Here is a 24,688-nt window from a genome sequence, read left to right as displayed (position 1 = left end):
ACGTATTCAGTTGTGAAGTCCGTTGTCAGAGCTCTACCCCGCCGGCGGCAAGATCGATCTTGAGCTGGGCCGTCTCCTGCTCGGTCAGCTCGACGAGGGGCAGGCGCAGGGGGCCCGCCGGGAGTCCCTGGAGCGTCAGGGCGGCCTTGGTGGTGATCACGCCCTGGGTGCGGAACATGCCGGTGAAGACCGGCAGCAGCTTCTGGTGGATCTCGGTGGCCTTCTGCACGTCCCCGCCGAGGTACGCCTCGATGAGCGCCCGCAGCTCCGGTGTGACGACATGGCCGACGACCGAGACGACGCCGACCGCGCCGACCGACAGAAGCGGGAGGTTCAGCATGTCGTCGCCGGAGTACCAGGCGAGGCCCGAGCGGGCGATGGCCCAGCTGGAGCGGCCGAGGTCGCCCTTGGCGTCCTTGTTCGCGACGATGCGGGGGTGCTCGGCGAGCCGTACGAGCGTCTCCGTGTCGATCGGCACACCGCTGCGGCCCGGAATGTCGTAGAGCATCACCGGCAGGCCGGTGGCGTCCGCGATGGCGGTGAAGTGCCGGAACAGGCCCTCCTGCGGGGGCTTGTTGTAGTACGGGGTCACGGCGAGGAGGCCGTGCGCGCCGCTGCGCTCGGCGGTGCGGGCGAGCTCGATGCTGTGACGGGTGTCATTGGTGCCGATGCCGGCGACGATGTGCGCCCGGTCGCCCACCGCTTCGAGGACCGCCCTGACGAGCTGGTCTTTCTCCGCGTCGCTGGTGGTCGGGGACTCGCCGGTGGTGCCGTTGATGATCAGGCCGTCGTTGCCTGCGTCCACCAGGTGGGTGGCGAGCCGCTGCGCGCCCTCGAGGTCGAGAACACCGTCCGCCGTGAACGGCGTGACCATAGCGGTGAGGACCCGCCCGAAGGGGGTCTGCGGAGTGGAGATCGGAGCCATGGGTAACACGCTACTCGTTGCTCGGCGAACGGTACCCCCTCGGGGGCTCAAGCAAGAGGAGCCCGGCACTGCCTGCTCGGGGGTTCAAGCAGTGCCGGGTCCGTTTGATCAGCCTAGATGAACTACTCGAAACGCCGCAATACGGACACCGCCCTACGGGGCGACACGTCCATTTTTGTTGAAGGCTGCATAGGTGAGCGGCATGAGCCGCGCCCAGTGCGCCTCCATCTGCTCACCCACCATCTCGATCTCCCGCTGCGGGAACGACGGCACCTTGGCCAGCTCGTGCTGCGTGCGCAGGCCGAGGAAGTGCATCAGCGAGCGTGCGTTGCAGGTGGCGTACATCGTGGAGTACAGGCCGACCGGGAGCACGGCGCGGGCCACCTCGCGGGCCACACCCGCCGCCAGCATCTCCTGGTAAGCGTCGTAGGAGCGCCGGTACGAGTCCTCCATGGCGCTGCTGGTGAGCGCGTGCTGTTCCGGGGTGCCCTCGACGAACTCGTACTTGCCGGGGCGGCCCTGCTGGATGAGCTTGCGGGAGGTGTCGGGGACGTAGAAGACCGGCTGCAGCTCCCGGTAGCGGCCCGACTCCTCGTTGTACGACCAGCCGACGCGGTGCCGCATGAACTCGCGGAACACGAAGATCGGGGCGCTGATGAAGAAGGTCATCGAGTTGTGCTCGAACGGGCTGCCGTGCCGGTCCCGCATCAGGTAGTTGATGAGCCCCTTCGAACGCTCGGGGTCCTTGGCGATCTCCTCCAGGGACTGCTCACCGGCCGTGGACACACGGGCGGCGAACAGGACGTCGGCGTCGCCCGCGGCGGATTTCACCAGGTCAACGGTGACATCGCTGCGGAAGTGGGCCTTGGTGGGCTCGGGAGTTTCGGTCACCGGCGGGGGTCCTTCCAACGGCATCGCTCGGGCGGCGTCCACTCTACGGGCCGGGGCTCCCACCTCCTCCCCAGCCCGTTGCCCGCGGATATCCGCGCGGACGAACCGGCGATTCCGGGCACCGAATGGGCGTGTCATTCGTCTGACCGGGTGAGTACCACCCGAAAGTGAAACCGAGGAGAGCCACCATGTTCCGCCGGCGGGAAGCCGTCCCGTTCTCGTTCGTCGCCGAATCCGACCGGTTCCGCAGCAACGTCACTCCCCCGCCCCGCGCCCGCAGTACGGTCTCCGAGCGGGCCGGGCGCGCCCTCATCGGCCTCGTCGTCGTCGGCGGGCTCGCCGGAGCGCTGGTCCTGGGCCTGCCCGCGCTGGGCCCCGATCAGGCACCGGCGCACACGCAGCAGACCGAGGCCGCGGACGGGCACTGACCCGGACGGACCCCCTGGGGTGGTCCGTCCGGCCACCTCCTCGGTAGCCTCACCGGGCACAGCAATCGAGCGTGCTTGTGAGTGAGGATCAGTCGTGCCCCTGCCCTTCCTGACGGCCGACCGCGCGTTTGACACGAACGCCGAGGACGTCGCGCTCCCGTTCGACGACCACGACAGCTGGCGGCGGCCCTACCGCCCCGGCCCGTGGCGGGTCGCCGCCGCGGCCGGTCTGCTGCTGCTCGCCTCGTTCATCCTGTTCGCGGGGATGATCATCGCGTTCGCCGGAGCGCTGCCCGGAGCGGGGGCGTGCCTCGCGCTCGCCCTCGCGATCATCCTGTGCGCCCTGCGGATGCTGCGCATCGGCGCGTGGGTGAGCCGGCACGGTGTGCGGCGCGTCGGCTTCTTCCGTACGACGACGGTGCCGTGGAGCGGGGCCACCGCCGTACGGACGGTGCAGCAGCCCGTGAAGTGGCTCGGGTTCCCCCGTACGGTGCAGGGCCAGGCCCTGATCGTCGTCCGCAAGGGCGGGGACGCGGTGCCGCCGCTGCTCACCGACTCCAACGCGGATTTCCTTGCGCGGGGGGAGGCGTTCGATCGTGCCGCGGACACGATCGAGGCGTGGGGGGATGAGTATCGGCCGCGGTAGCGGGTCGTTGTGCGGTGCGGTGCCGTCCGGTGAGCGAGGTCTCCTCAATCGCCGGACGGCTTCTTTTTTGTCCTCAAACGCCGGACGGGCTGGTTGGTGCACCGGGTCGGCGGCGCAGGGCGATGGCTCGTTGCATGGCCTTGCGGGCTCGGGGGGTGTCCCGGGCGTCCTGGTAGGCGACCGCCAGACGGAACCAGCAGCGCCAGTCGTCCGGGGAGTCTTCCGTCTCCTCCCGGCGGCGTTCGAACACCGCGTCCGCCGATGCCCGGTCGATGCGGCCGCTGGGCGTACGCAGCAGGTCGTCGACCGGGAGGCCGCCCTCCGCGTCCAGCTCTGCGGCCAGGGCGTTGGCCCTGCGGACGAACTGGGTGTTCTTCCACAGGAACCAGACGCCGATCGCCGGCAGGACGAGCACGGCGACCCCGAAGGCCACCGTCACCGGGGTGCCGTGCTCGATGAGCAGGACACCCCGGCTGCCGACCAGGACGAAGTAGAAGACCAGGACGGCGGCGGTGACGACATAGGTGATCTTTGCGCGCATGGCGGGGCCAGTCAGTTCAGGTCGAGGAAGTGTTCCAGGCCGAACGTGAGGCCGGGAGTGGTCACCACACGGCGGGCGCCGAGCAGGATGCCGGGCATGAAGCTGCTGTGGTGCAGGGAGTCGTGGCGGATGGTGAGGGTCTCGCCCTCGCCGCCGAGCAGCACCTCCTGGTGGGCCAGGAGGCCGCGGAGCCGGACCGAGTGGACCGGGATGCCGTCCACGTCGGCGCCGCGCGCCCCGTCCAGCGCGGTGCTGGTGGCGTCCGGCTGGGGGGCGCTGCCCGCGTCGCGGCGGGCGGCGGCGATGAGCTGGGCGGTGCGGGCGGCGGTGCCCGAGGGGGCGTCGGCCTTGTTGGGGTGGTGCAGCTCGATGACCTCGACGGACTCGAAGTAGCGGGCCGCCTGCTGGGCGAACTTCATGGTGAGGACCGCGCCGATGGAGAAGTTCGGCGCGATGAGCACACCGGTCTCCGGGGAGGCGTCGAGCCAGGTGTTCAGCCGCGCGAGCCGTTCGTCGGTCCAGCCGGTGGTGCCGACCACCGCGTGGATGCCGTGCCCGACGCAGTACTCGAGGTTGTCCATCACCGAGTCGGGGGTGGTCAGCTCGACGGCGACCTGGGCCCCGGCCGCGGCCAGGGTCTCCAGCTTGTCGTCCCGGCCGAGGGCGGCCACCAGCTCCAGGTCGTCGGCGGCCTCGACGGCTCGTACCGCCTCGGAGCCGATGCGGCCCTTCGCACCGAGAACGGCCACGCGCAGCTTGCTCATTGCTCTGCTTCCTTACGGGAGGATCTGGACTCGGGGTTTCAGGCGACCGCGTCGTGGAGACGGGCGGCCTGCTTGTCCTTGAGCGGTCCGATGACGGACAGCGAGGGACGCTGTCCGAGGATCTCGCCCGCCACCGCGCGTATGTCGTCCGGGGTGACTTCGCCGATACGGGCGAGCATGTCGTCGACCGACATCTGCTCGCCCCAGCACAGCTCGCTCTTGCCGATGCGGTTCATCAGCGCGCCGGTGTCCTCCAGGCCGAGGACGGTGGAGCCGGAGAGCTGGCCGATGGCGCGGCTGATCTCCTCGTCGCTCAGCCCGTCCGACGCGACCCGGTCCAGCTCGTCGCGGCAGATCTTGAGGACGTCGTGCACCTGGCTGGGGCGGCAGCCCGCGTACACGCCGAACAGGCCGCAGTCGGCGAAGCCCGAGGTGTACGAGTACACGCTGTAGGCGAGGCCGCGCTTCTCCCGTACCTCCTGGAAGAGGCGGGAGCTCATGCCGCCGCCGAGGGCGGTGTTGAGGACGCCCAGGGCCCAGCGGCGCTCGTCGGTGCGGGAGAGGCCGGGCATGCCGAGGACCACATGGGCCTGTTCGGTCTTGCGGCCCAGCACCTCGACCCGGCCGGCGGTGCGCAGGGCGCGGGAGCCCTCGCGGGGTGCGGTGGGGACGGCGTCGGTGCGGGAGAGGGCGCCGGCCGCTTCGAATGCCTTGCGGACCCGGCGTACGACCGTGGCGTGGTCGATGTTGCCCGCGGCGGCGACGACGAGCCGGGTGGGGTCGTAGTGCTTCTTGTAGAAGCGGGCGATCTGGCCCCGGTTCAGGGCGTTGATCGTGTCGACGGTGCCGAGGACGGGGCGGCCCAGCGGGGTGTCGCCGAGCATGGTGTGCGCGAACAGGTCGTGCACGCAGTCGCCCGGATCGTCCTCCGTCATGGCGATCTCCTCCAGGATGACACCGCGTTCGGCGTCCACGTCCTCGGGGGCGATCAGCGAGCCGGTCAGCATGTCGCAGACGACGTCGATGGCCAGCGGCAGGTCCGTGTCGAGGACCCGCGCGTAGTAGCAGGTGTACTCCTTCGCCGTGAAGGCGTTCATCTCGCCGCCGACCGCGTCGATGGCGGAGGAGATGTCGAGGGCGCTGCGCCTGGCGGTGCCCTTGAAAAGGAGGTGCTCCAGGTAGTGCGTGGCGCCGTTCAGCGCGGGCGTCTCGTCGCGTGATCCGACGTTGGCCCAGATGCCGAAGGTCGCGGAGCGTACGGAGGGCAGGGTCTCGGTGACGACGCGGAGGCCGCCGGGCAGGACCGTACGGCGGACCGTGCCGATGCCGTTGCTGCCCTTGAGAAGCGTTTGGGTACGGGCGACGGCCCGCCCCTCCGAGGAGGGGCGGGCCGTCGTCGCGGAACTACGGGACGTCACTTGGCGGCGTCGTCCTTCTTCTCGTCGCCTTCTTCACCCTCGATGACGGGGATGAGGGAGAGCTTGCCGCGGGAGTCGATCTCGGCGATCTCGACCTGGACCTTGGCGCCGACGCCGAGGACGTCCTCGACGTTCTCGACGCGCTTGCCGCCGGCCAGCTTGCGGATCTGCGAGATGTGCAGCAGACCGTCCTTGCCCGGCATGAGCGAGACGAACGCACCGAAGGTGGTGGTCTTGACGACCGTGCCCAGGTAGCGCTCGCCGACCTCCGGCATGGTCGGGTTGGCGATGGCGTTGATCGTGGCGCGGGCGGCCTCGGCCTGCGAGCCCTGCTGGGCACCGATGTAGATGGTGCCGTCGTCCTCGATCGTGATGTCGGCGCCGGTGTCCTCCTGGATCTGGTTGATCATCTTGCCCTTGGGGCCGATGACCTCGCCGATCTTGTCCACCGGGATCTTGACGGTGATGATCCGGGGGGCGTTCGGGGACATCTCGTCCGGGACGTCGATGGCCTCGTTCATCACGTCGAGGATGTGGAGGCGGGCGTCGCGGGCCTGCTTCAGCGCGGCGGCCAGGACCGAGGCGGGGATGCCGTCGAGCTTGGTGTCGAGCTGGAGCGCGGTGACGAACTGCTTCGTACCGGCGACCTTGAAGTCCATGTCACCGAAGGCGTCCTCGGCACCGAGGATGTCGGTGAGGGCGACGTAGTGGGTCTTGCCGTCGATCTCCTGGGAGATCAGGCCCATGGCGATGCCGGCGACGGCGGCCTTGAGCGGCACACCGGCGTTCAGCAGGGACATGGTGGAGGCGCAGACCGAACCCATGGACGTCGAGCCGTTGGAGCCGAGGGCCTCGGACACCTGGCGGATCGCGTAGGGGAACTCCTCGCGGGACGGCAGGACCGGCACGATGGCGCGCTCGGCGAGCGCGCCGTGGCCGATCTCGCGGCGCTTGGGCGAGCCCACGCGGCCGGTCTCGCCGACGGAGTACGGCGGGAAGTTGTAGTTGTGCATGTAGCGCTTGCGGGTCACCGGGGAGAGGGTGTCCAGCTGCTGCTCCATGCGGAGCATGTTGAGGGTGGTGACGCCCAGGATCTGGGTCTCGCCACGCTCGAACAGGGCGGAGCCGTGCACGCGCGGGATGGCCTCGACCTCGGCGGCGAGCGTACGGATGTCCGTGACGCCGCGGCCGTCGATGCGGACCTTGTCCTTGATGATGCGCTCGCGGACCAGCTTCTTGGTCAGCGCGCGGTAGGCGCCGGAGATCTCCTTCTCGCGGCCCTCGAACTCGGGGAGGAGCTTCTCGCCCGCGATCTCCTTGACGCGGTCCAGCTCCGCCTCGCGCTCCTGCTTGCCGGCGATGGTGAGCGCCTTGGCCAGCTCGGTGCTGACGGCCTTGGTGAGGGCCTCCAGGACGTCGTCCTGGTAGTCGAGGAAGACCGGGAACTCGCCGGTGGGCTTGGCGGCCTTGGCGGCGAGGTCGGACTGGGCCTTGCACAGCACCTTGATGAAGGGCTTGGCGGCTTCCAGACCGGAGGCGACGACCTCTTCGGTCGGGGCCTCGGCGCCGTCCTTGACGAGCTGGATGGTCCGCTCGGTGGCCTCGGCCTCGACCATCATGATCGCGACGTCGCCGTCCTCCAGGACGCGGCCCGCGACGACCATGTCGAAGACGGCGTCCTCGAGCTCGGTGTGCGTCGGGAAGGCGACCCACTGGCCCTTGATCAGCGCGACACGGGTGCCGCCGATCGGGCCGGAGAAGGGCAGGCCGGCCAGCTGCGTGGAGCAGGAGGCGGCGTTGATCGCGACCACGTCGTACAGGTGGTCGGGGTTGAGCGCCATGACCGTCTCGACGATCTGGATCTCGTTGCGCAGGCCCTTCTTGAAGGAGGGGCGCAGCGGGCGGTCGATCAGGCGGCAGGTGAGGATCGCGTCCTCGGAGGGGCGGCCCTCGCGGCGGAAGAACGAGCCGGGGATCTTGCCCGCGGCGTACTGCCGCTCCTCGACGTCCACCGTCAGGGGGAAGAAGTCGAGCTGGTCCTTGGGCCGCTTGGAAGCGGTGGTGGCCGACAGCACCATGGTGTCGTCGTCCAGGTACGCGACGGCGGAGCCGGCGGCCTGCTTGGCCAGGCGGCCCGTCTCGAAGCGGATGGTGCGGGTGCCGAAGGTGCCGTTGTCGATGACGGCCTCGGCGTAGTGGGTCTCGTTCTCCACTAGTGAATTCTCCATACTCGTCGTCTTTCGTCCGGGCGCCCGTATGGCGCCGGACAGTGCGGAGAAGCGCACCGTGTGTGCGGGGCCGGTCTTCGATCGAAGCTCCCGGACGTTGTTCCGGGGGCCACTACCGAGGACCGGCGGCGGCCGTGGGGCGCCTCTCCTCGTCTGTTGTTGTACGTCCAGGTTACTGAGGTTGTCCCCGGTACCGCACGTACGGCAAAGGGAGCGGCCCCCTGGATGAGGGAACCGCTCCCTTGCACAGCGTCTTTACTTGACGCCGCCGGCCGCACCGCGGCGGATGCCGAGGCGGTCGACGAGCGCACGGAAGCGCTGGATGTCCTTCTTGGCCAGGTACTGCAGGAGGCGGCGACGCTGGCCGACCAGGATCAGCAGACCACGACGGGAGTGGTGGTCGTGCTTGTGCGTCTTGAGGTGCTCCGTCAGGTCCGAGATGCGGCGCGAGAGCATGGCGACCTGGACCTCGGGGGAACCGGTGTCGCCCTCCTTCGTCGCGAACTCGGTCATGATCTGCTTCTTCGTAGCGGCGTCGAGCGGCACGCGGTACTCCTCTTGGTGTTCGATGCGCCCACGAGTGCCCCTGGTCTCGTTCTCAGGGGAGCTTGGGTGACTCGGGAGCGAGGGTCCGATGAGCGCAGTCCCCAGAACGAACCGGGAACGCGTACACAAACGGCCGCAGCCAGACTACCAGCCGTTCGGAGCCGGTCCCGCCGCCCGCCCCTTCCCCTGTACGGTGCGGAGCGGAGCCGGTACGGAAAGGAACCCACACGATGGGCACACAGGCGGAGAAGGACGAGCTGTACGCACTCGACATCTCGGGGGTGAAGTGGCTGTGTGCGCCCGGCACGGAGCAGGAGGAGGAGCGTGTGGAGATCGCGCACCTTCCCGGCGGCGGGGTGGCGATGCGGTCCTCGCTCGACCCCGACACCGTGCTGAGGTACACGGAGGCCGAGTGGCACGCGTTCGTGCTCGGTGCCAGGGACGGCGAGTTCGACATCCAGTAGTCGTCCCCGGGTACACCGGGTAGCCGTGGGGGGCACGTTCACACGAACGTGCCCCCCTTCGACCGTTTTGCGGGTCATATCCCTTGGTACGGGGCCGTGTTCACGGTGCCGTACGGCCTGCCGTCGCGGTGGCCCCGGCGATTAGGGTGGTTACGGACGCGGCGGAGAACCTCTGGGCAGGCCCTGCGCGTCCCAGGGGGAGAGCCGGGCGATTCGCGTTACGGAACCGTCCCCACCCACCACGGCACAAGGGTGCTCGACCACACCAGGAGGCAAAGTGAACGGCGATCGGGACGAGATGCGCGGGGGCTGGGACAAGCCCGTCGACGAGTCGTCCGACGCGGAGCCCGCCGACTCGACGGGTGAGTTCACCATCGACTACACCCCGCCCGCCTGGTACACGCAGAACGCGCCGGGCGACTCCTCGAACGGTGCCGGCTCGCCGCTGGCCCCGCCCAGCGGTGAGCCGGTGCCGCTGCCCCCGCCGCCCGCGCACCGCGGCTTCGACCCCGACTGGGCTCCGGCCCCGCCGGAGCCCGCCGACAGCGGTGACCTGGAGAGCGGCGCCACGATGCGGTTCTCGGCCGCCGCGCTGAAGCGGGAGATCGAGGAGCGGGAGACCGCGACGCGCGACGCGGACGGCGATGCGCCGTCCGGCGCGAACGGAGACGGGGACGTGCAGGATGACGTGTCCGGCCGGGTGTTCGACTTCGAGCCCGAGGAGGCCGGGCGCTCCGGCGGCGACACCCCGGAGCCGGCCGGCGAGCCCGACAGGGCGCCGGAGGCCGAGGGGACCGGGGACGACGCGGACGGGGCAGGCGAGGACGCTCCGAAGCCGTACAGCCCCAAGCCGTTCCCCTCCGAACCGGCCGACGCGGTGCCGTCGGACGCGGCGCCGTCCGGGTCCGAGACGGGCGAGACGGATGTAACTGACGTGACGGACGAGGCGGGCGACGACGTGCCCGTCGGCAAGGCGCCGCTCGTGGACGCCCCGTCCGACGCCGCGCCGTCGGACGCCGCCCCCTCCGATGCCGCTCCTTCCGACGCCACGCCGTCCGACGCCGCGCCGTCCTCTCCCTGGGCTCCGGCCCAGGCGCAGGGCGGTCTGCCGCCGCTGCCGCCCGCCTTCCAGCCGGCCGCCCCGCAGGCCCCGCAGGCCCCGCAGCCGCCGGTCCAGCAGCCGGAAGCCGCTCCGCCCCAGGCCGTACAGCCACAGGCCCCGGCCCCGGCTCCGGCTCCGGCACACCCCACTCCTCCCCCGGCCGCGCAGTCCGGCTACGGCTTCCCCCAGCAGCCCCAGCCCGCGCAGCAGCCTCCGCAGGCGCTCCCCGCGGCCAACCTGCCGGCGCAGCGCCCGCCCGAGCCGCAGGCTCCCCGGGCCCCGCAGCCGCAGGCGCCCTGGTCCGCTCAGCAGCCGCCGCAGCAGGCCCAGCCGCCGGTCGGGGGCGGCGCCCCGCAGCTGCCCGCGCAGGTGCAGCCGCAGCCCCACCAGCCGCAGCCGTACCAGCAGCCCGTCGATCCGCGGGCCGGCACCTCGTGGCCCGCGCCTGTCACCCACGACCAGCGCGAGCGTTCCGTACCGGGTGCTCCGCTGGGGTACACGGCCGCGGTGGAGCTCACGTCCGACCGGCTGATCCGGGGCAAGCAGAAGACGCGGAGCAGCCGCAACCCCTCGGCCGCGGCCCGTTTCAAGCTGGGCGGCAAGAAGGAGGAGCAGGAGAGGCTGCGCAAGCTGGAGCTGATCCGTACGCCGGTGCTCTCCTGCTACCGGATCGCGGTCATCAGCCTCAAGGGCGGTGTCGGCAAGACCACGACGACCACCGCGCTCGGCGCGACCCTGGCCAGCGAGCGGCAGGACAAGATCCTCGCCATCGACGCCAACCCGGACGCCGGCACGCTGGGCCGCCGGGTGCGCCGTGAGACCGGGGCGACCATCCGCGACCTGGTGCACGCGATCCCGCACCTCAACTCGTACATGGACATCCGCCGGTTCACCTCGCAGGCGCCCTCCGGTCTGGAGATCATCGCCAACGACGTGGACCCGGCGGTCTCCACGACCTTCAACGACGAGGACTACCGGCGCGCGATCGACGTGCTCGGCAAGCAGTACCCGATCATCCTCACGGACTCGGGCACCGGTCTGCTGTACAGCGCGATGCGCGGGGTGCTGGACCTGGCCGATCAGCTGATCATCATCTCGACGCCCTCGGTCGACGGCGCCTCCAGTGCCTCGACGACGCTGGACTGGCTGTCGGCGCACGGGTACGCGGAGCTGGTGCAGCGGTCGATCACGGTCATCTCGGGGGTCCGCGAGACCGGCAAGATGATCAAGGTCGATGACATCGTGCAGCACTTCCGTACACGCTGCCGCGGGGTGGTCGTGGTGCCGTTCGACGAGCATCTGTCGGCCGGTGCGGAGGTGGACCTCGACATGATGCGGCCGAAGACGCGGGAGGCGTACTTCAATCTGTCCGCGCTGGTCGCCGAGGACTTCGCGCGCGCCCAGCAGCAGCAGGGGCTTTGGACGTCGGACGGCAGCGGTCCGCCGCCGCAGTACGCCCCGCCGCTGCCGGGCCAGCAGATTCCGGGCCAGCCGATGCCGGGGCAGCAGCCCCCCGCGCCGCAGCCGTACGCCCCGCAGCAGCCGGGACAGCCCGGTCAGCCGCAGCACGGGCAGCCCCAGCCGCAGCCCGGTCAGCCGCAGTACCCCGGTCAGCCGTACGCGCCCCAATCACCCGGTCAGCCGTATCCGCAGCAGCCCTATCCCCCGCAGCCGGGTCCCGGCGCCGGGCAGGGCTGGCAGCAGCAGCCGCCCGCCCAGGGCACGCAGCCGTACCCTCCGCAGCAAGGTGGGCAGGGTGCGCCCGAACCGTCCGCGCACCCCGAGTTGCAGGGCCCCGTACCGCCCGCCGGATGGCAGCAGCAGCCACCGTCAGCGCCTCAGCAGTAGGGCTTCAGAGGTCTGAACCAATGAGGGTCCGCATCGCCTCCGCGATGCGGACCCTTTTGGCATTCCCGCAGCCCACACGCCGTTTCAGGGACCGTTGACGCGGCTCGACCACCGCTGGTAGACCTGCGCAACATCAGCCGGCGATCCAGAGTTCATCCCATCTTCTCCGTGCGAGTCATGACGCGAGGTCTCTGACCATGGTCGTAAGAATCCCCCCGTCCTCCGCCCCGCCGCGCTCACGTCCGCGCGTGCTTCTGGCCTCCGGCGCCGCCGCCCTCGCACTCGCGGCCGGCTCCGTCGTACCGGGCTTACCCCTCGGTGCCGCGCCCCAGGCGGCACAGGCCGCCGACAGCGGCGGCAAGACGCTGACCGTCGCGGTCGCGCAGAGCGTCGACTCACTGAGCCCGTTCCTCGCCCAGAAGCTGCTGAGCACGAGCGTGTCGCGGCTCATGTACGACTTTCTGACGAACTACGACCCCAAGGACAACCACGCCGTTCCGGGGCTCGCCACCGCGTGGGAGCCGTCCCCCGACAAGCTGACGTGGACGTACACCATCCGGACCGATTCGAAGTGGTCGGACGGGCAGCGGGCGACCGCCGAGGACGCGGCCTGGACGCTGAACAAGATCATGGACGACGAGGCGGCGGCCCAGGCCAACGGCAGCTTCGTCACCAACTTCAAGAAGGTGACGGCGACCGGCCCCACCCGGCTCGTCATCGAGCTGAAGGAGCCCCAGGCCACCATGGCCGCGCTCGACGTGCCGATCGTGCCCAAGCACGTGTGGGAGAAGGTCGGGGACTTCTCGAAGTTCAACAACGACACGAAGTTCCCCGTCGTCGGCAACGGGCCGTTCATCCTGACGGACTACAAGGTCGACCAGTACGTGAAGCTGAAGGCCAACAAGGACTTCTGGCGCGGCGCGCCCGAGTTCGACGAGCTGGTCTTCAAGACGTACAAGGACCAGGACGCGGCCGTCGCCGCCCTGCGCAAGGGCGAGGTCTCCTTCGTCGCCGGCTCGCCCGCGCTGACGCCCGCTCAGGCGAACTCGCTCAAGGGCGACAAGAACATCAAGGTCAACGAGGGTCCGGGCCGCCGGTTCTACGCGCTGGCCACCAACCCCGGCGCGCGGACCAAGGACGGCAGGAAGTTCGGCGACGGCAACAAGGCGCTGCTCGACAAGCGGGTCCGCCAGGCGCTGTTCCTGTCGGTCGACCGCGACACGATCATCGACCGGGTCTTCCAGGGCCACGCCGTCGAGGGCAAGGGCTACATCCCGCCGCGCTTCTCCGCGTACGCCTGGGAACCGTCCGCCGACCAGGCCCTGGCCTACGACCCCGACAAGGCGGCGAAGCTGCTGGACGAGGCGGGTTACGAGCTCAAGGGCGACCGGCGCGTCGGCAAGGACGGCAAGCCGCTCGACCTGCGCATCCTGTGCCACGCCACCGACCCCAACGACAAGGCGGTCGGCAAGTACCTGAAGGAGTGGTGGGGCAAGCTCGGCATCGGGCTGAAGGTGGACTGCCTGGACGACGTGTCGGTGCCCTGGTACGCGGGCGAGTACGACCTCGCCTTCGACGGCTGGTCCGTCAACCCGGACCCGGACTTCGTCCTCGGCATCCACACCTGCGCGGCCCTGCCCACCAAGGCCAGGGCGAGCGCGGCCACCGACAACTTCATCTGCGACAAGACGTACGACGAGCTGTACCGGAAGCAGCTCGCCGAGTACGACCCCGCGAAGCGGGCGCAGCTCGTCGGGCAGATGCAGTCCTGGCTCTACGACTCGGGGTACATGAACGTCATCGCGTACCCGAACGCGGTCGAGGCGTACCGCACCGACCAGATCAAGTCCATCACGACCATGCCCGAGGCGGCCGGCAACATCTACGGCCAGGACGGCTACTGGAGCTGGTGGTCGGCCGTGCCCGCGGACGGGAGCGGTAACTCGGACAGCGGCTCCGGCTCCACCACCGGTGTGATCATCGGAATCGTGGTCGCGGTCGTGGTCCTCGCAGGTGGCGGCTTCCTGATCTCGCGGCGCCGCCGCACCACCGCGGACGATCGCGAGTAGGTTCTCGAACGGGACGAGAGGAACCGGCCGGCGCGGGCGCGGCAGCGGGCCCGCGCCGGCCGTTTCCTTCAGGAACGACACGAGTTACGAGAGTTCCCATGACAGCTGACAGCACTCCGGCGCTCGTGCACGGGGCGGACGCGGTCGAGGGCGGCCCTCCGGCCGGTCCCGAGGCCGCCCGCGGTCCGCGGGCGCGCAACACCAAGGCCTATCTGAAGTACGTGGCCGCCAAGCTCGCGGGCGCCGTCGTCTCCCTGTTCGCGGTGCTGGTCACCAGCTTCTTCCTCTTCCGGCTCATTCCGAGCGACCCGGTCAAGCAGATGACGGGCGGCCGTCGCGTATCGGCCGAACAGCTGGAGTCGATGCGCCATCAGTTCGGGCTCGACCAGCCGATGTGGCAGCAGTTCACCAGCTACATCGGCGACGCGCTGACCGGCGACTTCGGCGCCTCGTACGCGTACCACGCACCGGTCATCGACAAGATCGTCGAGAAGCTTCCGGCGACGCTGCTGCTGACCGGCACCGCGTATGTCCTCTACAGCCTGATCGGTCTCTGGCTCGGCACCCGCACCGCCTGGCGCAACGGTTCGGCGAATGACCGGTTCAACACGGCGCTGGCGCTGACGCTGTACTCGGTGCCCTCCTTCTGGCTCGGGCTGCTGCTGATCATCGTCTTCTCGGTGGGCGTCGGCCCGATCCCCGGCATGTTCCCGACGGGCGGGATGACGTCGGGCGACACGAGCGGCTTCGACTACGTCGTCGACGTGGCGCACCACATGGTGCTGCCGGTCATCACCCTGGTGGCGGTCGGCTATGCGCAGACGCTGCTCGTGATGCGTTCCTCGCTGCTCGACGAGATGGGCAGCGACTATCTGACGACGGCCCGCGCCAAGGGGCTGCGGGACGACGCCGTGCGCCGCAAGCACGCCGTGCCCAACGCGATGCTGCCGACGTTCACCCTGATGTTCGTCAATCTGGGGCATGTGGTCGCCGGGCAGATCCTGGTGGAGACCGTGTTCTCCTGGCCGGGCCTCGGCTCGCTCTTCTACCAGGGCCTGAGCACCCCCGACCTGCCGCTCGTCCAGGGGCTGTTCTTCGTCTTCGCCACCGCGGTGATCCTGGCGAACACCCTTGCCGATGTGCTGTATCCGCTGCTCGATCCACGGGTGGGCCGATGACCACGACCGATCCCCTGTCCACGCCGGCGCCCGCGCCGGTCCCGCCCGGCCCCGCCAGGAGCGCCCGCGCCCTGGCACGGGCCCGTAAACGCCGTTCGCTGGCCCGCTTCTGGCGGGAGTACCGCACCCACCGGGGCGGTATGTGGGGGCTGGGCTGCCTGGTCCTGATCGCGCTCGTCGCGCTGGCCGCGCCGCAGCTCGTCGGCGCCGACTCGCAGAGCGTCACCGAGGCGACCGGCGGCGCCCTGGAGTCGCCGAGCGGCGCGTTCCCGCTGGGCACCGACCAGTTCGGGCGCAGTGTGCTGGCGCTGCTGGTGTGGGGGGCGCGGGTCTCGCTCACCGTGGGGCTGCTCGCGGCGTTCCTGTGCGTCGCCATCGGCACGGTCGTCGGGATCGTCGCCGGGCACTACCGGGGCTGGTACTCGACGGTGCTGATGCGGGTGACCGACTGGTTCCTGGTGATGCCGACCCTGGTGCTGGCCGTCGCCCTCGCCACCGTGATGGACCGCTCGCTGTGGACGATCGTCATCGCGATCGGCGTCACGACCTGGCCGACCACCGCCCGGCTGGTGCGGGCGCAGACCCTGGCCGTGGAGTCCCGCCCGTACATCGAGCGGGCCCGCGCGCTGGGCGGCGGCCACGGCCACGTCATGCTCCGGCACGTCCTGCCGAATGTGATGCCGCTGGTGCTCGCCCAGACCACGCTGGCGATCTCCGGCGCGATCCTGAGCGAGGCCACGCTGGCCTTCCTCGGCCTCGGCGACCCGACCATCACCTCCTGGGGCAGCATGCTCCAGGACGCGCGCGCCGCCGGGGCGGTCAGCGCGGGCGACTGGTGGTACCTGGCACCGCCCGGCATCGCCATCGCCCTGGTGGCCCTGGCGTTCACGCTGTGCGGGCGCGCCATCGAGTCCGTCCTCAATCCCAAGCTGGGGGTGGCCCGTTGAGCACGACGAGCATCCGTGAGACGCCGCTCCTCGAGGTACGGGACCTGACGGTGACGTACGCCGGAGGGGCCAGGGCCGTGCGCGGCGTGAACCTGGAGGTCGAGGCGGGGCGCAAGCTCGGCATCGCCGGGGAGTCCGGCTGCGGGAAGTCCACGCTGGCGCTGGCCCTGCTGCGGCTGCTGCCGGCGGGCACAAAGGTGACCGGCGAGATCCTGCTGAACGGCGAGGACGTCCTCGCGATGAAGTGGGGCCGGGTCCGGGCCGTGCGCTGGGCGGGCGCCTCGATCGTCTTCCAGGGCGCGATGCACTCACTGAACGCGGTGCACCGCATCGGGGACCAGATCGCCGAACCGATCCTGCTGCACGGGAGGACCACCCCGGCGGCGGCCCGGAAGCGCGCCGGTGAGCTGCTGGAGCAGGTCGGGCTGCCCGCCGCCCGGACGGACGCCTATCCGCACGAGCTGTCCGGCGGCCAGCGGCAGCGCGTAATGATCGCGATGGCGCTCGCCTGCGATCCCGGTCTGATCATCGCCGACGAGCCGACGACGGCCCTGGACGTGATGATCCAGGCCCAGATCCTGCGGCTGATCGAGCGGCTCGTCTCCGAGCAGGACCTCGGCCTGATCATGATCAGCCACGACCTCGCGGTGCTGTCCGACACCTGCGACCGGCTCGCCGTGATGTACGCGGGGCGGGTCGTCGAGCAGGGTCCGGCGTCCGAGGTCTACGAGAGGGCGCACCATCCGTACAGCAGGGCGCTGTCGGGCGCCTTCCCCCGCATCGGCGACCCGGCGTCCCGGTTCGCGCCGCAGGGCCTGCCCGGTGACCCGCCCGACCCGTCGGCGCTGCCGGCCGGCTGCACCTTCCATCCGCGCTGCCCGGTGGCCCTGGTCTCCTGCGCCACGCTGGACCAGGAGCTGCGGGACGCCGGTCCCGGCCGGCAGGCCGCGTGTGTGCTGGTCGATCCGGCGGGGCCTGCCACGCCGGTCCTGCCGGGTGCCGAGGAAGCGAGGAGCACATCATGACGACGACCCCGGTGGACCTGCTCAGCGCGCGGGGGCTCAGGATCACGTTCCCCGGCCGGCACGGGGCCGCTCCGGCGCGTGCGGTGGACGGCGTCGACCTGGACATCCGGCCCGGCGAGATCGTCGCCCTGGTCGGTGAGTCGGGGTGCGGCAAGACGACGCTGGCGCGGTCGCTGCTCGGCCTGGTCCCACCGACCGCCGGCCGGATCACGTACGGCGGGAAGCCGCTGGACTACGGCAGCCGGGCGCTGAAGGCGTACCGCAAGCGGGTGCAGCTGGTCCTTCAGGACCCCAGCGGTTCGCTGAACCCGCGCCACACGGTGTACGACGCGGTGGCCGAGGGGCTGCGCATCCACGGCTACGGCGGCGACGAGCGGCAGGCCGTGCACGACGCGCTGGCGCGGGCGGGGCTGCGCCCGCCGGAACGGTTCTTCCTGCGCTACCCGCACGAGTTGTCGGGCGGTCAGCGCCAGCGCGTCGTGATCGCGGGGGCGCTGGTCCTGGAGCCGGAGCTGATCGTGGCGGACGAGCCGGTCGCCTCGCTGGACGCGTCGGTGCGCGGCGAGATCCTGGCGCTGCTGCTGCGGCTGCGCGAGGAGCTGGGCCTGTCCGCGCTGGTGGTCACGCATGATCTGGGCCTGGCGTGGAACATCGCGGACCGGGTGGCGGTGATGTACCTGGGGCGCATCGTGGAGACGGGTGACGTGGAGCAGATCCTGACGGCCCCGCGCCATCCGTACACGCGGGCGCTGCTGTCGGTGCTGCCGGAGGCGGAGGGCGATCCGGTGGTGCTGACCGGTGAGCCGCCGGACCCGTCGCGGGTGCCGTCCGGCTGCCGGTTCCATGCCCGGTGCCAGGTGCTGGCCTCGGGCGAGGCGGAGCGGGCGGGGGTCGCCGAGGCGTGCCGTACGCAGGACCTGCCGGTCCTGGCGGGCGGCGGGGAGACGCAGGTGGCCTGCCACTGGGCCGCGACGACGGTCCCGGCGCCCTCGTCCTGAGCCGGGCGGCTTCCCGGACCTGCCGGTGGTTTCCCGGCCGGTGGGGCCGGGAAACCCGCGCTCAGGCCCTTTCGGCGGCGGCGACCAGTTCGCCGCACCGCTTCACGTCGGCGGCCATCGCCACGAGCAGGTCGTCGATCGTGTCGAACTTCAGCATGCCGCGTACGTACGCCAGGAAGTCCACGGCGACGTGCTGGCCGTACAGGTCGAGGTCGACGCGGTCGATGGCGTACGCCTCCACCGTGCGCTCGGTGCCGTTGAACTGGGGGTTCGTGCCGACCGAGATCGCGGCGGGCATCGCCTCGCCGTTCGCGTGCAGCCAGCCGGCGTAGACGCCGTCCGCGGGGATCGCGGTGTGCGGCAGGGTCTCGACGTTGGCGGTGGGGAAGCCCAGCTCGCGCCCGCGCTGGGCGCCCCGTACGACGACGCCCTCGACGCGGTGCGGGCGGCCCAGGATCTCGGCCGCGCCAGTCACGTCGCCCTCGGCGACCAGGCGCCGGGTGAGCGTGGAGGAGAACGGTTCGCCGCCGCCCGCCTCGCCGCGCACCCGCAGGTCGATGACCTCGACGCGGTAGTCGTGCTCGGCGCCCAGTTCGGTCAGCAGCTCGACGGTCCCCGCGGCCTTGTGGCCGAAACGGAAGTTGGGCCCCTCGATGACCAGCAGGGCGTGCAGCTTGTCGACGAGCACCTTGGCGATGAAGTCCGCCGGGGCGAGCCGGGAGAACTCCGCGGTGAACGGCAGGATCAGCATGGCGTCCACGCCCAGCTCCGCCATCAGCTCGGCGCGCCGGTGGTGCGGGGCGAGCAGCGGCGGGTGGCTGCCGGGGCGGACGACCTCGCTGGGGTGCGGGTCGAAGGTGACGACGACCGACGGCACCCCCAGCTCGCGGGCCCGCTCGACGGCCCGGCCGATGATCAGCTGGTGTCCGCGGTGCACCCCGTCGTACGAGCCGATGGTGACGACGCTCCGCCCCCAGTCCCGGGGGATGTCCTCCAAGCCTCGCCAGCGCTGCACTCTGCCGCTCCTCGCCCGAACCCGTGTACGTGATGATGTCGCTTACGCAGGTCTAAGACTGCCATGCTCACGCCCTGCGGCCCGCATCGGCATGGGCATCGACGCCTTCATCGCCTCCAGCGTGTGCCGGGCGCCGGGCCCCACGACGGCCGCCCACTCCTGTGGAGCGGCGGCCAGCCAGCCCGTGACCAGGGCGCCGAATCCCGGAATCTCGCCGGCGAGCGCCACCAGCCTGCGGTCGAACAGCGCCGCTCCTTCGCCGGTCCGGGCGAGGAGCGTCCCGGCCCGGTGCGCCAGCGCCCTCGTCCGTACCGGCGACCGTCCGGCGCTGCCGGTGGCGGCGGCCCGCAGCAGCGCCTCCAGGACCACCGGGTCCGGCGCCCCGCCGCTCTGCTCGAACTCCAGCAGCACCTCCAGCAGCTCGTCGCGGAGCGGCTGGGACGCGGAGCTGCCCGGCGAGGCGAGCACCGCCGCCAGCGAGCCCCGGACCGGCGGGGCGGCCGGGCGGTCCCGGAGCAGCCCGGTCAGCAGCGGCAGCAGCAGGGCGCGGGCGGCGGGCCCGTGTTCCAGCCGGCGGTCGAGGTAGACGGCGGTGTGCGCCGTGTCCCCCGGATGACCGTCCACATAGGCCCGTACGAGTCCGGCGGCGTGCAGCGCGAGTTCCGGCGCGTCGATCCCGGCCAGGGCCCGCAGCACCTCCCCCGCGCCCTGGTCCGGCCGTGCGAGCCGGTCCCGGTACGCCGCCACCACGGCGTCCGGGTGCGTGGGCAGTGCGGCGGCGAGGGCGGCGGGCGGCACCCGGACCTCCTGCGGCCCTTCGGCGGTGAAGGCGCGGACGGCCTGCGGGAGGAAGCGGTCGCGGGTGTGCGGGTCGGCGACCAGCAGGGCGAGCACCGGCCCGTGCAGTTCGCTGTCGGCGGGGCGGGCCAGCACCCTGAGCGCGGCCGTGCGCAGCCGGTCCCGGTCGGCCTCGGGCAGCGGGCGCGCGGCGAGGAGCGCGGCGTGGCCCACGGCGGCGACGCGCCGGGCGCGGCGCTCCTCGTCCCCGGCCCACCGTTCGACGGCCCGGCACAGGGCTGCGGGCTCGTCCTCCGCGAGCGCGGCGAGCAGTTCCTCCGCGCGGGGGTGCCCGGCCGCGACGAGCGCGTCCGCGAGGTCGTCCACGGCGAGGTCCCGGCGGGCGTGCAGCAGCGCCTGGGCGGCGGTGGCGACGGTCGGCCGGATCTCCGCGTCCGGGGCGGCGGCGAGCGGTCGCTCGTCGGTGAACCAGGCGCACAGGAGCGGCTGGAGCGTACGCGGACGGGCGGCGAGCCGCCGGTCGACGGCGTCCAGGAACCGGTCCCCGCCGTCGCCGTCGGCGGGGAGCAGCCGGCGGAACAGGTCGATCCGGTCGGCCTCGGGCAGTCGCAGCCCCCGCCAGAACCAGGGGCCGAACTCGGCGTACGCGCCCCGCGCCCAGCCGCCGCCCGCCTCGCCGGCGGTGCGCACGACACGTCCGGCGAGCAGTCGCAGCACGCCGAGGTGGGGCCGTGCGTCGGGGACGCGCAGCAGGGTCTCGGCGAGGAGGTGGGAGGCCCACCAGCGGGGGTCGGAGCGGGGGCGCCGGGGAGCGCCGGAGGGGGTACCGGCGTCCTCGCCGTCCGGGTCGTCGCCGTCCTCCGCCGCTTCGGGGAGCCGGTCCAGCGCCTCGATCAGGTCGGCCAGCCGGTGCGCCAGCGCGGCCGTGCCCTGACGCCGGCCGAGCAGCAGGAGGGCCTGGACGACCGGGCCGATGCGGTGCCGGGGGACGGGGAGGCTGGGCGGCGGGGCCGGGCGGGCGGCGTCCGCGGAGGGGGACGGCCCGGATGCTTCCGCGCCGCCCTCCGCGGGCCGGCGCGGCCGGGGGACGCGGGGGGTACTCTCCCGCTCCGCGTGCCAGCGGTGCACCAGCGCCCGCAGTGCCGCGTCCAGGTCGAGATGGGTGCTCTGGATCCAGTCGCCCAGTTCCTCGTGGGCGAAGCGGTAGCCCGCTCCCGCCGGAACGAGGAGGCGTTCCGTGAGGACGGCCGGGGCCCAGCCGGTGCGCCAGGGGAAGAGGGCCTCGAAGGCCGGGCGGTCCAGTTCGCCCTGGCCGGGGCCGAGGCAGCGGCGGGCCGCCTCGTGGACCTGTCCGGCCACCCGCGCCGCCAGGCGCCGTACCTCCGTGGGGCCGGGGCGGCCGCCGGCGGCGATCCGGACGGCGATCCGCAGGCACATGAGGTCGAGGTGGGCGGCGAAGACCTCCTCCGTGTCGGGGCGCCCCGGCGTGTCCGGCGGCAGGGCCTCGCGCACCTCGGCGAGCAGCCGGAGGGTGAGGGGGTGGCGGTCGTGGCCGGCGGCGAGGGAGTCGGGCGGCAGGCCGAGGCGTTCGCGGGCGCGTTCCGCCTCGTCGGCGGTGAAGTCGGTGACACGGACGGCCGGGGGGAGCCGCCGGGCCGGGCGGGCGGGGCGGTGCAGGGCGTCGGCCGGGCAGAGCGCGCCGGCCGTCTCCCAGTGTTCGGGGCGGCAGCCGACGACGAGCCGGGCGCCGTGCTCGCGGAGCCAGCCCACCGTGCCGGTGGTCCAGACGGGCAGGCGGTGCGCCAGGACGGGCGGCATCTCCTCGGGGGCGTCCAGCAGGACGAGCAGCGGGGCCCCGCCGCCCGCGGCGAGGCGGGCGATCCGTTCCGGGGTGGCGCTCGCCATGTCGCCGGGTGTGCCGGCGGCGGTGACGATGCGGCCGGCCTGCCGGAGCGTGCGCGCGACGGCGTCGGCGACGGAGGTGTCGTCCGCGAGGAGGTCGGCGCCGCGCAGCCACAGCGTGGGCGCGGGGACCGGTCCGGCCGCCCGGCGCGCGGCGATCGCGGCGAGTTCCGTGGTGCGGCCGGTGCCCGGCTCGCCGACCAGGCCCAGGACCACGGCCGGCGCTCCGGGGGCGGCCGTCGCGAACGCCTCGGACTCGGCGCGGATGCCGGGCCGCTCGACCGGTTCGGGCGGCTCGCCGGGGCCGCCCGCCGAGCCCACGGACATGGCGGTGAGCTGGAGGGCCCCGGCGAGGTTGAGATCGGGGCCGTAGCCGGGGACGGTCGCGGCGTTGCGCCGCAGCAGCTCGCCCAGCGGCCCGTCGGTGGCCGCCCCGGCGAGGGGGGTGGCGCAGCCGGCGGTGGTGTGGGAGGCGCGCAGGGCGAGGCCCAGGACGGCGATGACGGCTCCGCTGTCCGGGTCGAGGACGGGTCCGCCGACCGCCGCGCCGCCCAGTCTGAGGGCGTCGCTGCCGTCCGTGCCGAGGGCCAGTTCCAGGGCGCGGTCGATGCGGTGGGTGCGGCCGCGGCTGGTGTACGTGACGGCGGTGCGGCCCAGGACGCGGGCCTCGCGCAGGCCGTGGGCGGCGACGGTCACATACGTACCGGGGTCGATCCGGGCCCGTACGCAGACCGGGAGCGGGCGGATGCCGAGGGTGTCGGGTCCGCCGGTGGGCAGCAGGGCGAGGTCGTGCTCGGGGAGGGGGGTGATGTCGGCGGCCTCGACCCGGTGGCTGCGGCCGTGGGTGCCGTGGAGCACGAGGTGGGGCAGGCCGTCCACCGCCTCATGGCTGGTGACGATTGTCCCCCGGTCGTCGGCGACGAAGCCGGTCCCTCGCGGCCGGCCGGCCGGATCGCACAGTCGTACCAGCGTCGCCCGGTCCCCGCATCCCATGATCCGAAGGTAGGTCGGCGAAGATCCCCGCGCGGACCACTCCGGGGGAACGCGCCCCCGTCACCCCCCTCTTTCACTCCGAGCGCCTGCTCGTTGGGGTGAATCCGGGCCGTTCCTTGGACAGAAGGTGGTGGGGGGTCGTGGAGCGGGCACCGAGGGACTGCCCGCTCCACGACCGGCCCGGCGGGACTTTCAGAACACGCCCTGAGCGCGGTCAGCCGAAGACGGCGAGGCTCTTCGCCTTGCCGTTCTGCTCCTCGACGAGGACCAGGAACCGCCCGTCCGGGCCGAAGACGGCGACCGGTCCCGACGGGTGGGCCGGCATGTCGAGGCGTACGCCGTTCAGCAGCAGCCGGGCCCGCTTCTCGTCCACGTCCCAGCGGGGGAACGCGGAGGCGGCGGCCTCGGCCACCGGCATCACGGTCAGCTCCTCCTGGTGCTGGTCCAGCGTGCGCGCGGCGTCCAGCCCGTAGGGGCCGACGCGGGTGCGCCGCAGGGCGGTCAGATGGCCGCCGACGCCGAGCCCGGCGCCCAGGTCGCGGGCGATGGCCCGGATGTACGTACCGGACGAGCAGACGACGGAGACGACCAGGTCGAGCACGGGGGTGCCGTCCTCGGCCACGGCCTCGCGGACGTCGTAGACGCGGAAGGACGAGACGGTCACCGGGCGGGCCGGGATCTCGAACTCCTCGCCGCCGCGCACCCGCGCGTAGGACCGCTTGCCGTCGATCTTGATGGCGCTGACCTTGGACGGCACCTGCATGATGTCGCCGGTCAGGGCGGCGACCCCGGCGTCGATCGCCTCGCGGGTCACCCCGGAGGCGTCGGCGGACGAGGTGATCTCGCCCTCCGCGTCATCCGTGACGGTGTTCTGGCCGAGCCGGATCGTGCCCAGGTACTCCTTCTCCGTCAGCGCGAGATGGCCGAGGAGCTTGGTCGCCTTCTCGACGCCGAGCACCAGCACCCCGGTCGCCATCGGGTCCAGGGTGCCGGCGTGGCCGACGCGGCGGGTGCGGGCGATGCCGCGCATCTTGGCGACGACGTCGTGCGACGTGAAGCCGGACGGCTTGTCGACAATGACCAAACCGTCCGGCGTTCTGTTCTGCGTGATCATTCGGGGGCGCTGTCCTCGTCCTCCGGCTTGCGGTACGGGTCCGCGTCGCCCGCGTACGTGGCGCCCGAGGACGCCTCCCGCACCTTGGCGTCCGAGGCCCTGGCCCGGTCGAGCAGGTCCTCGATGGCGCGGGCGTTCTCCGGGAGCGCGTCCGCCACGAAGGTGAGCGTCGGGGTGAACTTCGTACCCGCCGCCGCTCCGACCGCGGACCGCAGGATGCCCTTGGCGCTCTGCAGGCCGGCCGCGGCGCTGGCCCGGTCCTCGTCGTCGCCGTAGACCGTGTAGAAGACCGTGGCCTCCCGCAGGTCACCGGTGACCCGGACGTCCGTGATGGTCACGTGCGTCCCCAGACGCGGGTCCTTGATGCCGCGCTGCAGTTTCCCGGCGACCACCTCCTGGATGAGGTCCGCCAGCTTCTTAGCCCGCGCGTTGTCGGCCACTGGTCCGTCTCCTTCGCCTTGCTATTCGTCTTCGTCGCTGTGCAGCCGCCGTCGTACGGACAGCAACTCCACTTCCGGCCGGGCGGCGACGAGGCGCTCGCACCGGTCGAGTACGTCTGTGAGGTGCCGGGTGTCCCCGGAGACCATGGCGAGGCCGATCTCGGCCCTGCGATGGAGGTCCTGCCCGCCCGTCTCCGCCACGCTCACCGCGTATTTGCGCTGGAGTTCGGCCACGATCGGGCGGACCACGGAACGCTTCTCCTTCAGCGACCGTACGTCGCCGAGAAGCAGGTCGAAGGACAGTGTCCCCACATACATGAATGCCCGGATGTCCCGCCGGTTCGGGTTCGCGCCCCGCCGTTGATCGGCGGGGACACAAGAACCGTACCGGAACGGCCGGAGCCGATC

The 24,688-nt window shown here is 72.1% G+C and carries 21 protein-coding genes; 9 read left to right on the top strand and 12 right to left on the bottom strand.

The genetic code is table 11. The features are described from left to right. Positions 1 to 25: 25 nt before the first annotated feature. Together dapA and thyX are read right to left on the bottom strand one after the other, a co-directional pair. Entirely contained in the window at positions 26 to 925 is a 900-nt protein-coding gene (dapA, locus tag OG710_RS22905; protein ID WP_111338534.1) for a 4-hydroxy-tetrahydrodipicolinate synthase, read from the bottom strand. 153 nt (positions 926 to 1,078) lie between these two features. Continuing rightward, a complete protein-coding gene (gene thyX, locus OG710_RS22900; protein ID WP_330240971.1) occupies positions 1,079 to 1,816 on the bottom strand; it encodes an FAD-dependent thymidylate synthase in 738 nt (245 codons plus the stop codon). Between the two features lie 188 nt (positions 1,817 to 2,004). On the opposite strand from thyX, the gene OG710_RS22895 reads away from it, so the two are divergent. After that, a complete protein-coding gene (locus OG710_RS22895; RefSeq protein WP_111338532.1) occupies positions 2,005 to 2,244 on the top strand; it encodes a hypothetical protein in 240 nt (79 codons plus the stop codon). Between the two features lie 94 nt (positions 2,245 to 2,338). Continuing rightward, a complete protein-coding gene (locus OG710_RS22890) occupies positions 2,339 to 2,890 on the top strand; it encodes a hypothetical protein (protein ID WP_111338531.1) in 552 nt (183 codons plus the stop codon). 73 nt (positions 2,891 to 2,963) lie between these two features. Here OG710_RS22890 and OG710_RS22885 read toward each other — a convergent pair whose 3' ends face one another. The 5 genes from OG710_RS22885 to rpsO all read right to left on the bottom strand — a co-directional run bounded on the left by OG710_RS22885 (position 2,964) and on the right by rpsO (position 8,387). Further along, positions 2,964 to 3,431, bottom strand: coding sequence for a tetratricopeptide repeat protein (locus tag OG710_RS22885; RefSeq protein ID WP_330240970.1), 468 nt, complete (start codon positions 3,429 to 3,431; stop codon positions 2,964 to 2,966). An 11-nt stretch (positions 3,432 to 3,442) separates the two neighbouring features. Continuing rightward, the gene (gene dapB, locus OG710_RS22880) at positions 3,443 to 4,195 is read right to left on the bottom strand and encodes a 4-hydroxy-tetrahydrodipicolinate reductase (protein WP_111338529.1); all 753 of its coding nucleotides are present in this window, start codon (positions 4,193 to 4,195) and stop codon (positions 3,443 to 3,445) included. A gap of 38 nt (positions 4,196 to 4,233) precedes the next feature. After that, positions 4,234 to 5,613, bottom strand: coding sequence for a M16 family metallopeptidase (locus tag OG710_RS22875; protein ID WP_330240969.1), 1,380 nt, complete (start codon positions 5,611 to 5,613; stop codon positions 4,234 to 4,236). After that, on the bottom strand, positions 5,610 to 7,826 hold the full coding sequence (locus OG710_RS22870; protein WP_330242322.1) for a polyribonucleotide nucleotidyltransferase: 2,217 nt from the start codon (positions 7,824 to 7,826) through the stop codon (positions 5,610 to 5,612). Before OG710_RS22870 ends, OG710_RS22875 begins: the two co-directional genes overlap by 4 nt. A gap of 270 nt (positions 7,827 to 8,096) precedes the next feature. Beyond that, positions 8,097 to 8,387: a 30S ribosomal protein S15 gene (rpsO, locus tag OG710_RS22865; RefSeq protein WP_111338526.1), complete on the bottom strand. Its 291-nt coding sequence runs from the start codon at positions 8,385 to 8,387 to the stop codon at positions 8,097 to 8,099. Positions 8,388 to 8,617: 230 nt separating this feature from the next. On the opposite strand from rpsO, the gene OG710_RS22860 reads away from it, so the two are divergent. From OG710_RS22860 to OG710_RS22830, 7 genes are all read left to right on the top strand, one after another. After that, positions 8,618 to 8,851 carry a DUF397 domain-containing protein gene (locus OG710_RS22860; protein ID WP_330240968.1) on the top strand — a complete coding sequence of 78 codons (234 nt, stop codon included), beginning with the start codon at positions 8,618 to 8,620 and terminating at the stop codon, positions 8,849 to 8,851. A 277-nt stretch (positions 8,852 to 9,128) separates the two neighbouring features. After that, the gene (locus tag OG710_RS22855; protein WP_330240967.1) at positions 9,129 to 11,801 is read left to right on the top strand and encodes an SCO5717 family growth-regulating ATPase; all 2,673 of its coding nucleotides are present in this window, start codon (positions 9,129 to 9,131) and stop codon (positions 11,799 to 11,801) included. A 197-nt stretch (positions 11,802 to 11,998) separates the two neighbouring features. After that, positions 11,999 to 13,870, top strand: coding sequence for an ABC transporter substrate-binding protein (locus OG710_RS22850; protein ID WP_330240966.1), 1,872 nt, complete (start codon positions 11,999 to 12,001; stop codon positions 13,868 to 13,870). Positions 13,871 to 13,968: 98 nt separating this feature from the next. Then, on the top strand, positions 13,969 to 15,048 hold the full coding sequence (locus OG710_RS22845) for an ABC transporter permease (protein ID WP_330240965.1): 1,080 nt from the start codon (positions 13,969 to 13,971) through the stop codon (positions 15,046 to 15,048). Continuing rightward, the gene (locus OG710_RS22840) at positions 15,045 to 15,995 is read left to right on the top strand and encodes an ABC transporter permease (RefSeq protein WP_111338521.1); all 951 of its coding nucleotides are present in this window, start codon (positions 15,045 to 15,047) and stop codon (positions 15,993 to 15,995) included. The genes OG710_RS22845 and OG710_RS22840 overlap by 4 nt, the downstream gene beginning before the upstream one ends. After that, a complete protein-coding gene (locus tag OG710_RS22835; protein ID WP_330240964.1) occupies positions 15,992 to 17,020 on the top strand; it encodes an ABC transporter ATP-binding protein in 1,029 nt (342 codons plus the stop codon). Before OG710_RS22840 ends, OG710_RS22835 begins: the two co-directional genes overlap by 4 nt. Next, positions 17,017 to 18,018, top strand: a complete 1,002-nt coding sequence (locus OG710_RS22830) for an ABC transporter ATP-binding protein (RefSeq protein WP_330240963.1) — start codon at positions 17,017 to 17,019, stop codon at positions 18,016 to 18,018. The genes OG710_RS22835 and OG710_RS22830 overlap by 4 nt, the downstream gene beginning before the upstream one ends. 61 nt (positions 18,019 to 18,079) lie before the next feature. Here the strand turns inward: OG710_RS22830 and OG710_RS22825 are convergent, their stop codons facing one another. From OG710_RS22825 to OG710_RS22805, 5 genes are all read right to left on the bottom strand, one after another. After that, positions 18,080 to 19,033, bottom strand: coding sequence for a bifunctional riboflavin kinase/FAD synthetase (locus OG710_RS22825; protein WP_330240962.1), 954 nt, complete (start codon positions 19,031 to 19,033; stop codon positions 18,080 to 18,082). A 42-nt stretch (positions 19,034 to 19,075) separates the two neighbouring features. Beyond that, complete coding sequence (locus tag OG710_RS22820) at positions 19,076 to 22,726, bottom strand: serine protease (RefSeq protein WP_330240961.1); 3,651 nt, start codon at positions 22,724 to 22,726, stop codon at positions 19,076 to 19,078. 214 nt (positions 22,727 to 22,940) lie between these two features. Further along, positions 22,941 to 23,840, bottom strand: a complete 900-nt coding sequence (truB, locus tag OG710_RS22815) for a tRNA pseudouridine(55) synthase TruB (RefSeq protein WP_330240960.1) — start codon at positions 23,838 to 23,840, stop codon at positions 22,941 to 22,943. Beyond that, on the bottom strand, positions 23,837 to 24,280 hold the full coding sequence (gene rbfA, locus OG710_RS22810; protein WP_111338516.1) for a 30S ribosome-binding factor RbfA: 444 nt from the start codon (positions 24,278 to 24,280) through the stop codon (positions 23,837 to 23,839). The genes truB and rbfA overlap by 4 nt, the downstream gene beginning before the upstream one ends. A 21-nt stretch (positions 24,281 to 24,301) precedes the next feature. Beyond that, positions 24,302 to 24,598: a DUF503 domain-containing protein gene (locus OG710_RS22805; RefSeq protein ID WP_330240959.1), complete on the bottom strand. Its 297-nt coding sequence runs from the start codon at positions 24,596 to 24,598 to the stop codon at positions 24,302 to 24,304. Positions 24,599 to 24,688: the final 90 nt, after the last annotated feature.

Origin of the sequence: Streptomyces sp. NBC_00525 (assembly GCF_036346595.1) — a bacterium.
Classification (GTDB): domain Bacteria; phylum Actinomycetota; class Actinomycetes; order Streptomycetales; family Streptomycetaceae; genus Streptomyces.
Note: the sequence above shows the minus strand (reverse complement) of the source record. Positions and strands in the feature narration are given on the sequence as shown.

Coding starts and splice junctions, on each gene's coding strand:
- dapA (WP_111338534.1), bottom strand. CDS start 925: ATGGCTCCGATCTCCACTCCGCAGACCCCCTTCGGGCGGGTCCTCACC.
- OG710_RS22895 (WP_111338532.1), top strand. CDS start 2,005: ATGTTCCGCCGGCGGGAAGCCGTCCCGTTCTCGTTCGTCGCCGAATCC.
- OG710_RS22885 (WP_330240970.1), bottom strand. CDS start 3,431: ATGCGCGCAAAGATCACCTATGTCGTCACCGCCGCCGTCCTGGTCTTC.
- dapB (WP_111338529.1), bottom strand. CDS start 4,195: ATGAGCAAGCTGCGCGTGGCCGTTCTCGGTGCGAAGGGCCGCATCGGC.
- OG710_RS22860 (WP_330240968.1), top strand. CDS start 8,618: ATGGGCACACAGGCGGAGAAGGACGAGCTGTACGCACTCGACATCTCG.
- OG710_RS22850 (WP_330240966.1), top strand. CDS start 11,999: ATGGTCGTAAGAATCCCCCCGTCCTCCGCCCCGCCGCGCTCACGTCCG.
- OG710_RS22845 (WP_330240965.1), top strand. CDS start 13,969: ATGACAGCTGACAGCACTCCGGCGCTCGTGCACGGGGCGGACGCGGTC.
- OG710_RS22840 (WP_111338521.1), top strand. CDS start 15,045: ATGACCACGACCGATCCCCTGTCCACGCCGGCGCCCGCGCCGGTCCCG.
- OG710_RS22830 (WP_330240963.1), top strand. CDS start 17,017: ATGACGACGACCCCGGTGGACCTGCTCAGCGCGCGGGGGCTCAGGATC.
- OG710_RS22820 (WP_330240961.1), bottom strand. CDS start 22,726: ATGGGATGCGGGGACCGGGCGACGCTGGTACGACTGTGCGATCCGGCC.
- truB (WP_330240960.1), bottom strand. CDS start 23,840: ATGATCACGCAGAACAGAACGCCGGACGGTTTGGTCATTGTCGACAAG.
- OG710_RS22805 (WP_330240959.1), bottom strand. CDS start 24,598: ATGTATGTGGGGACACTGTCCTTCGACCTGCTTCTCGGCGACGTACGG.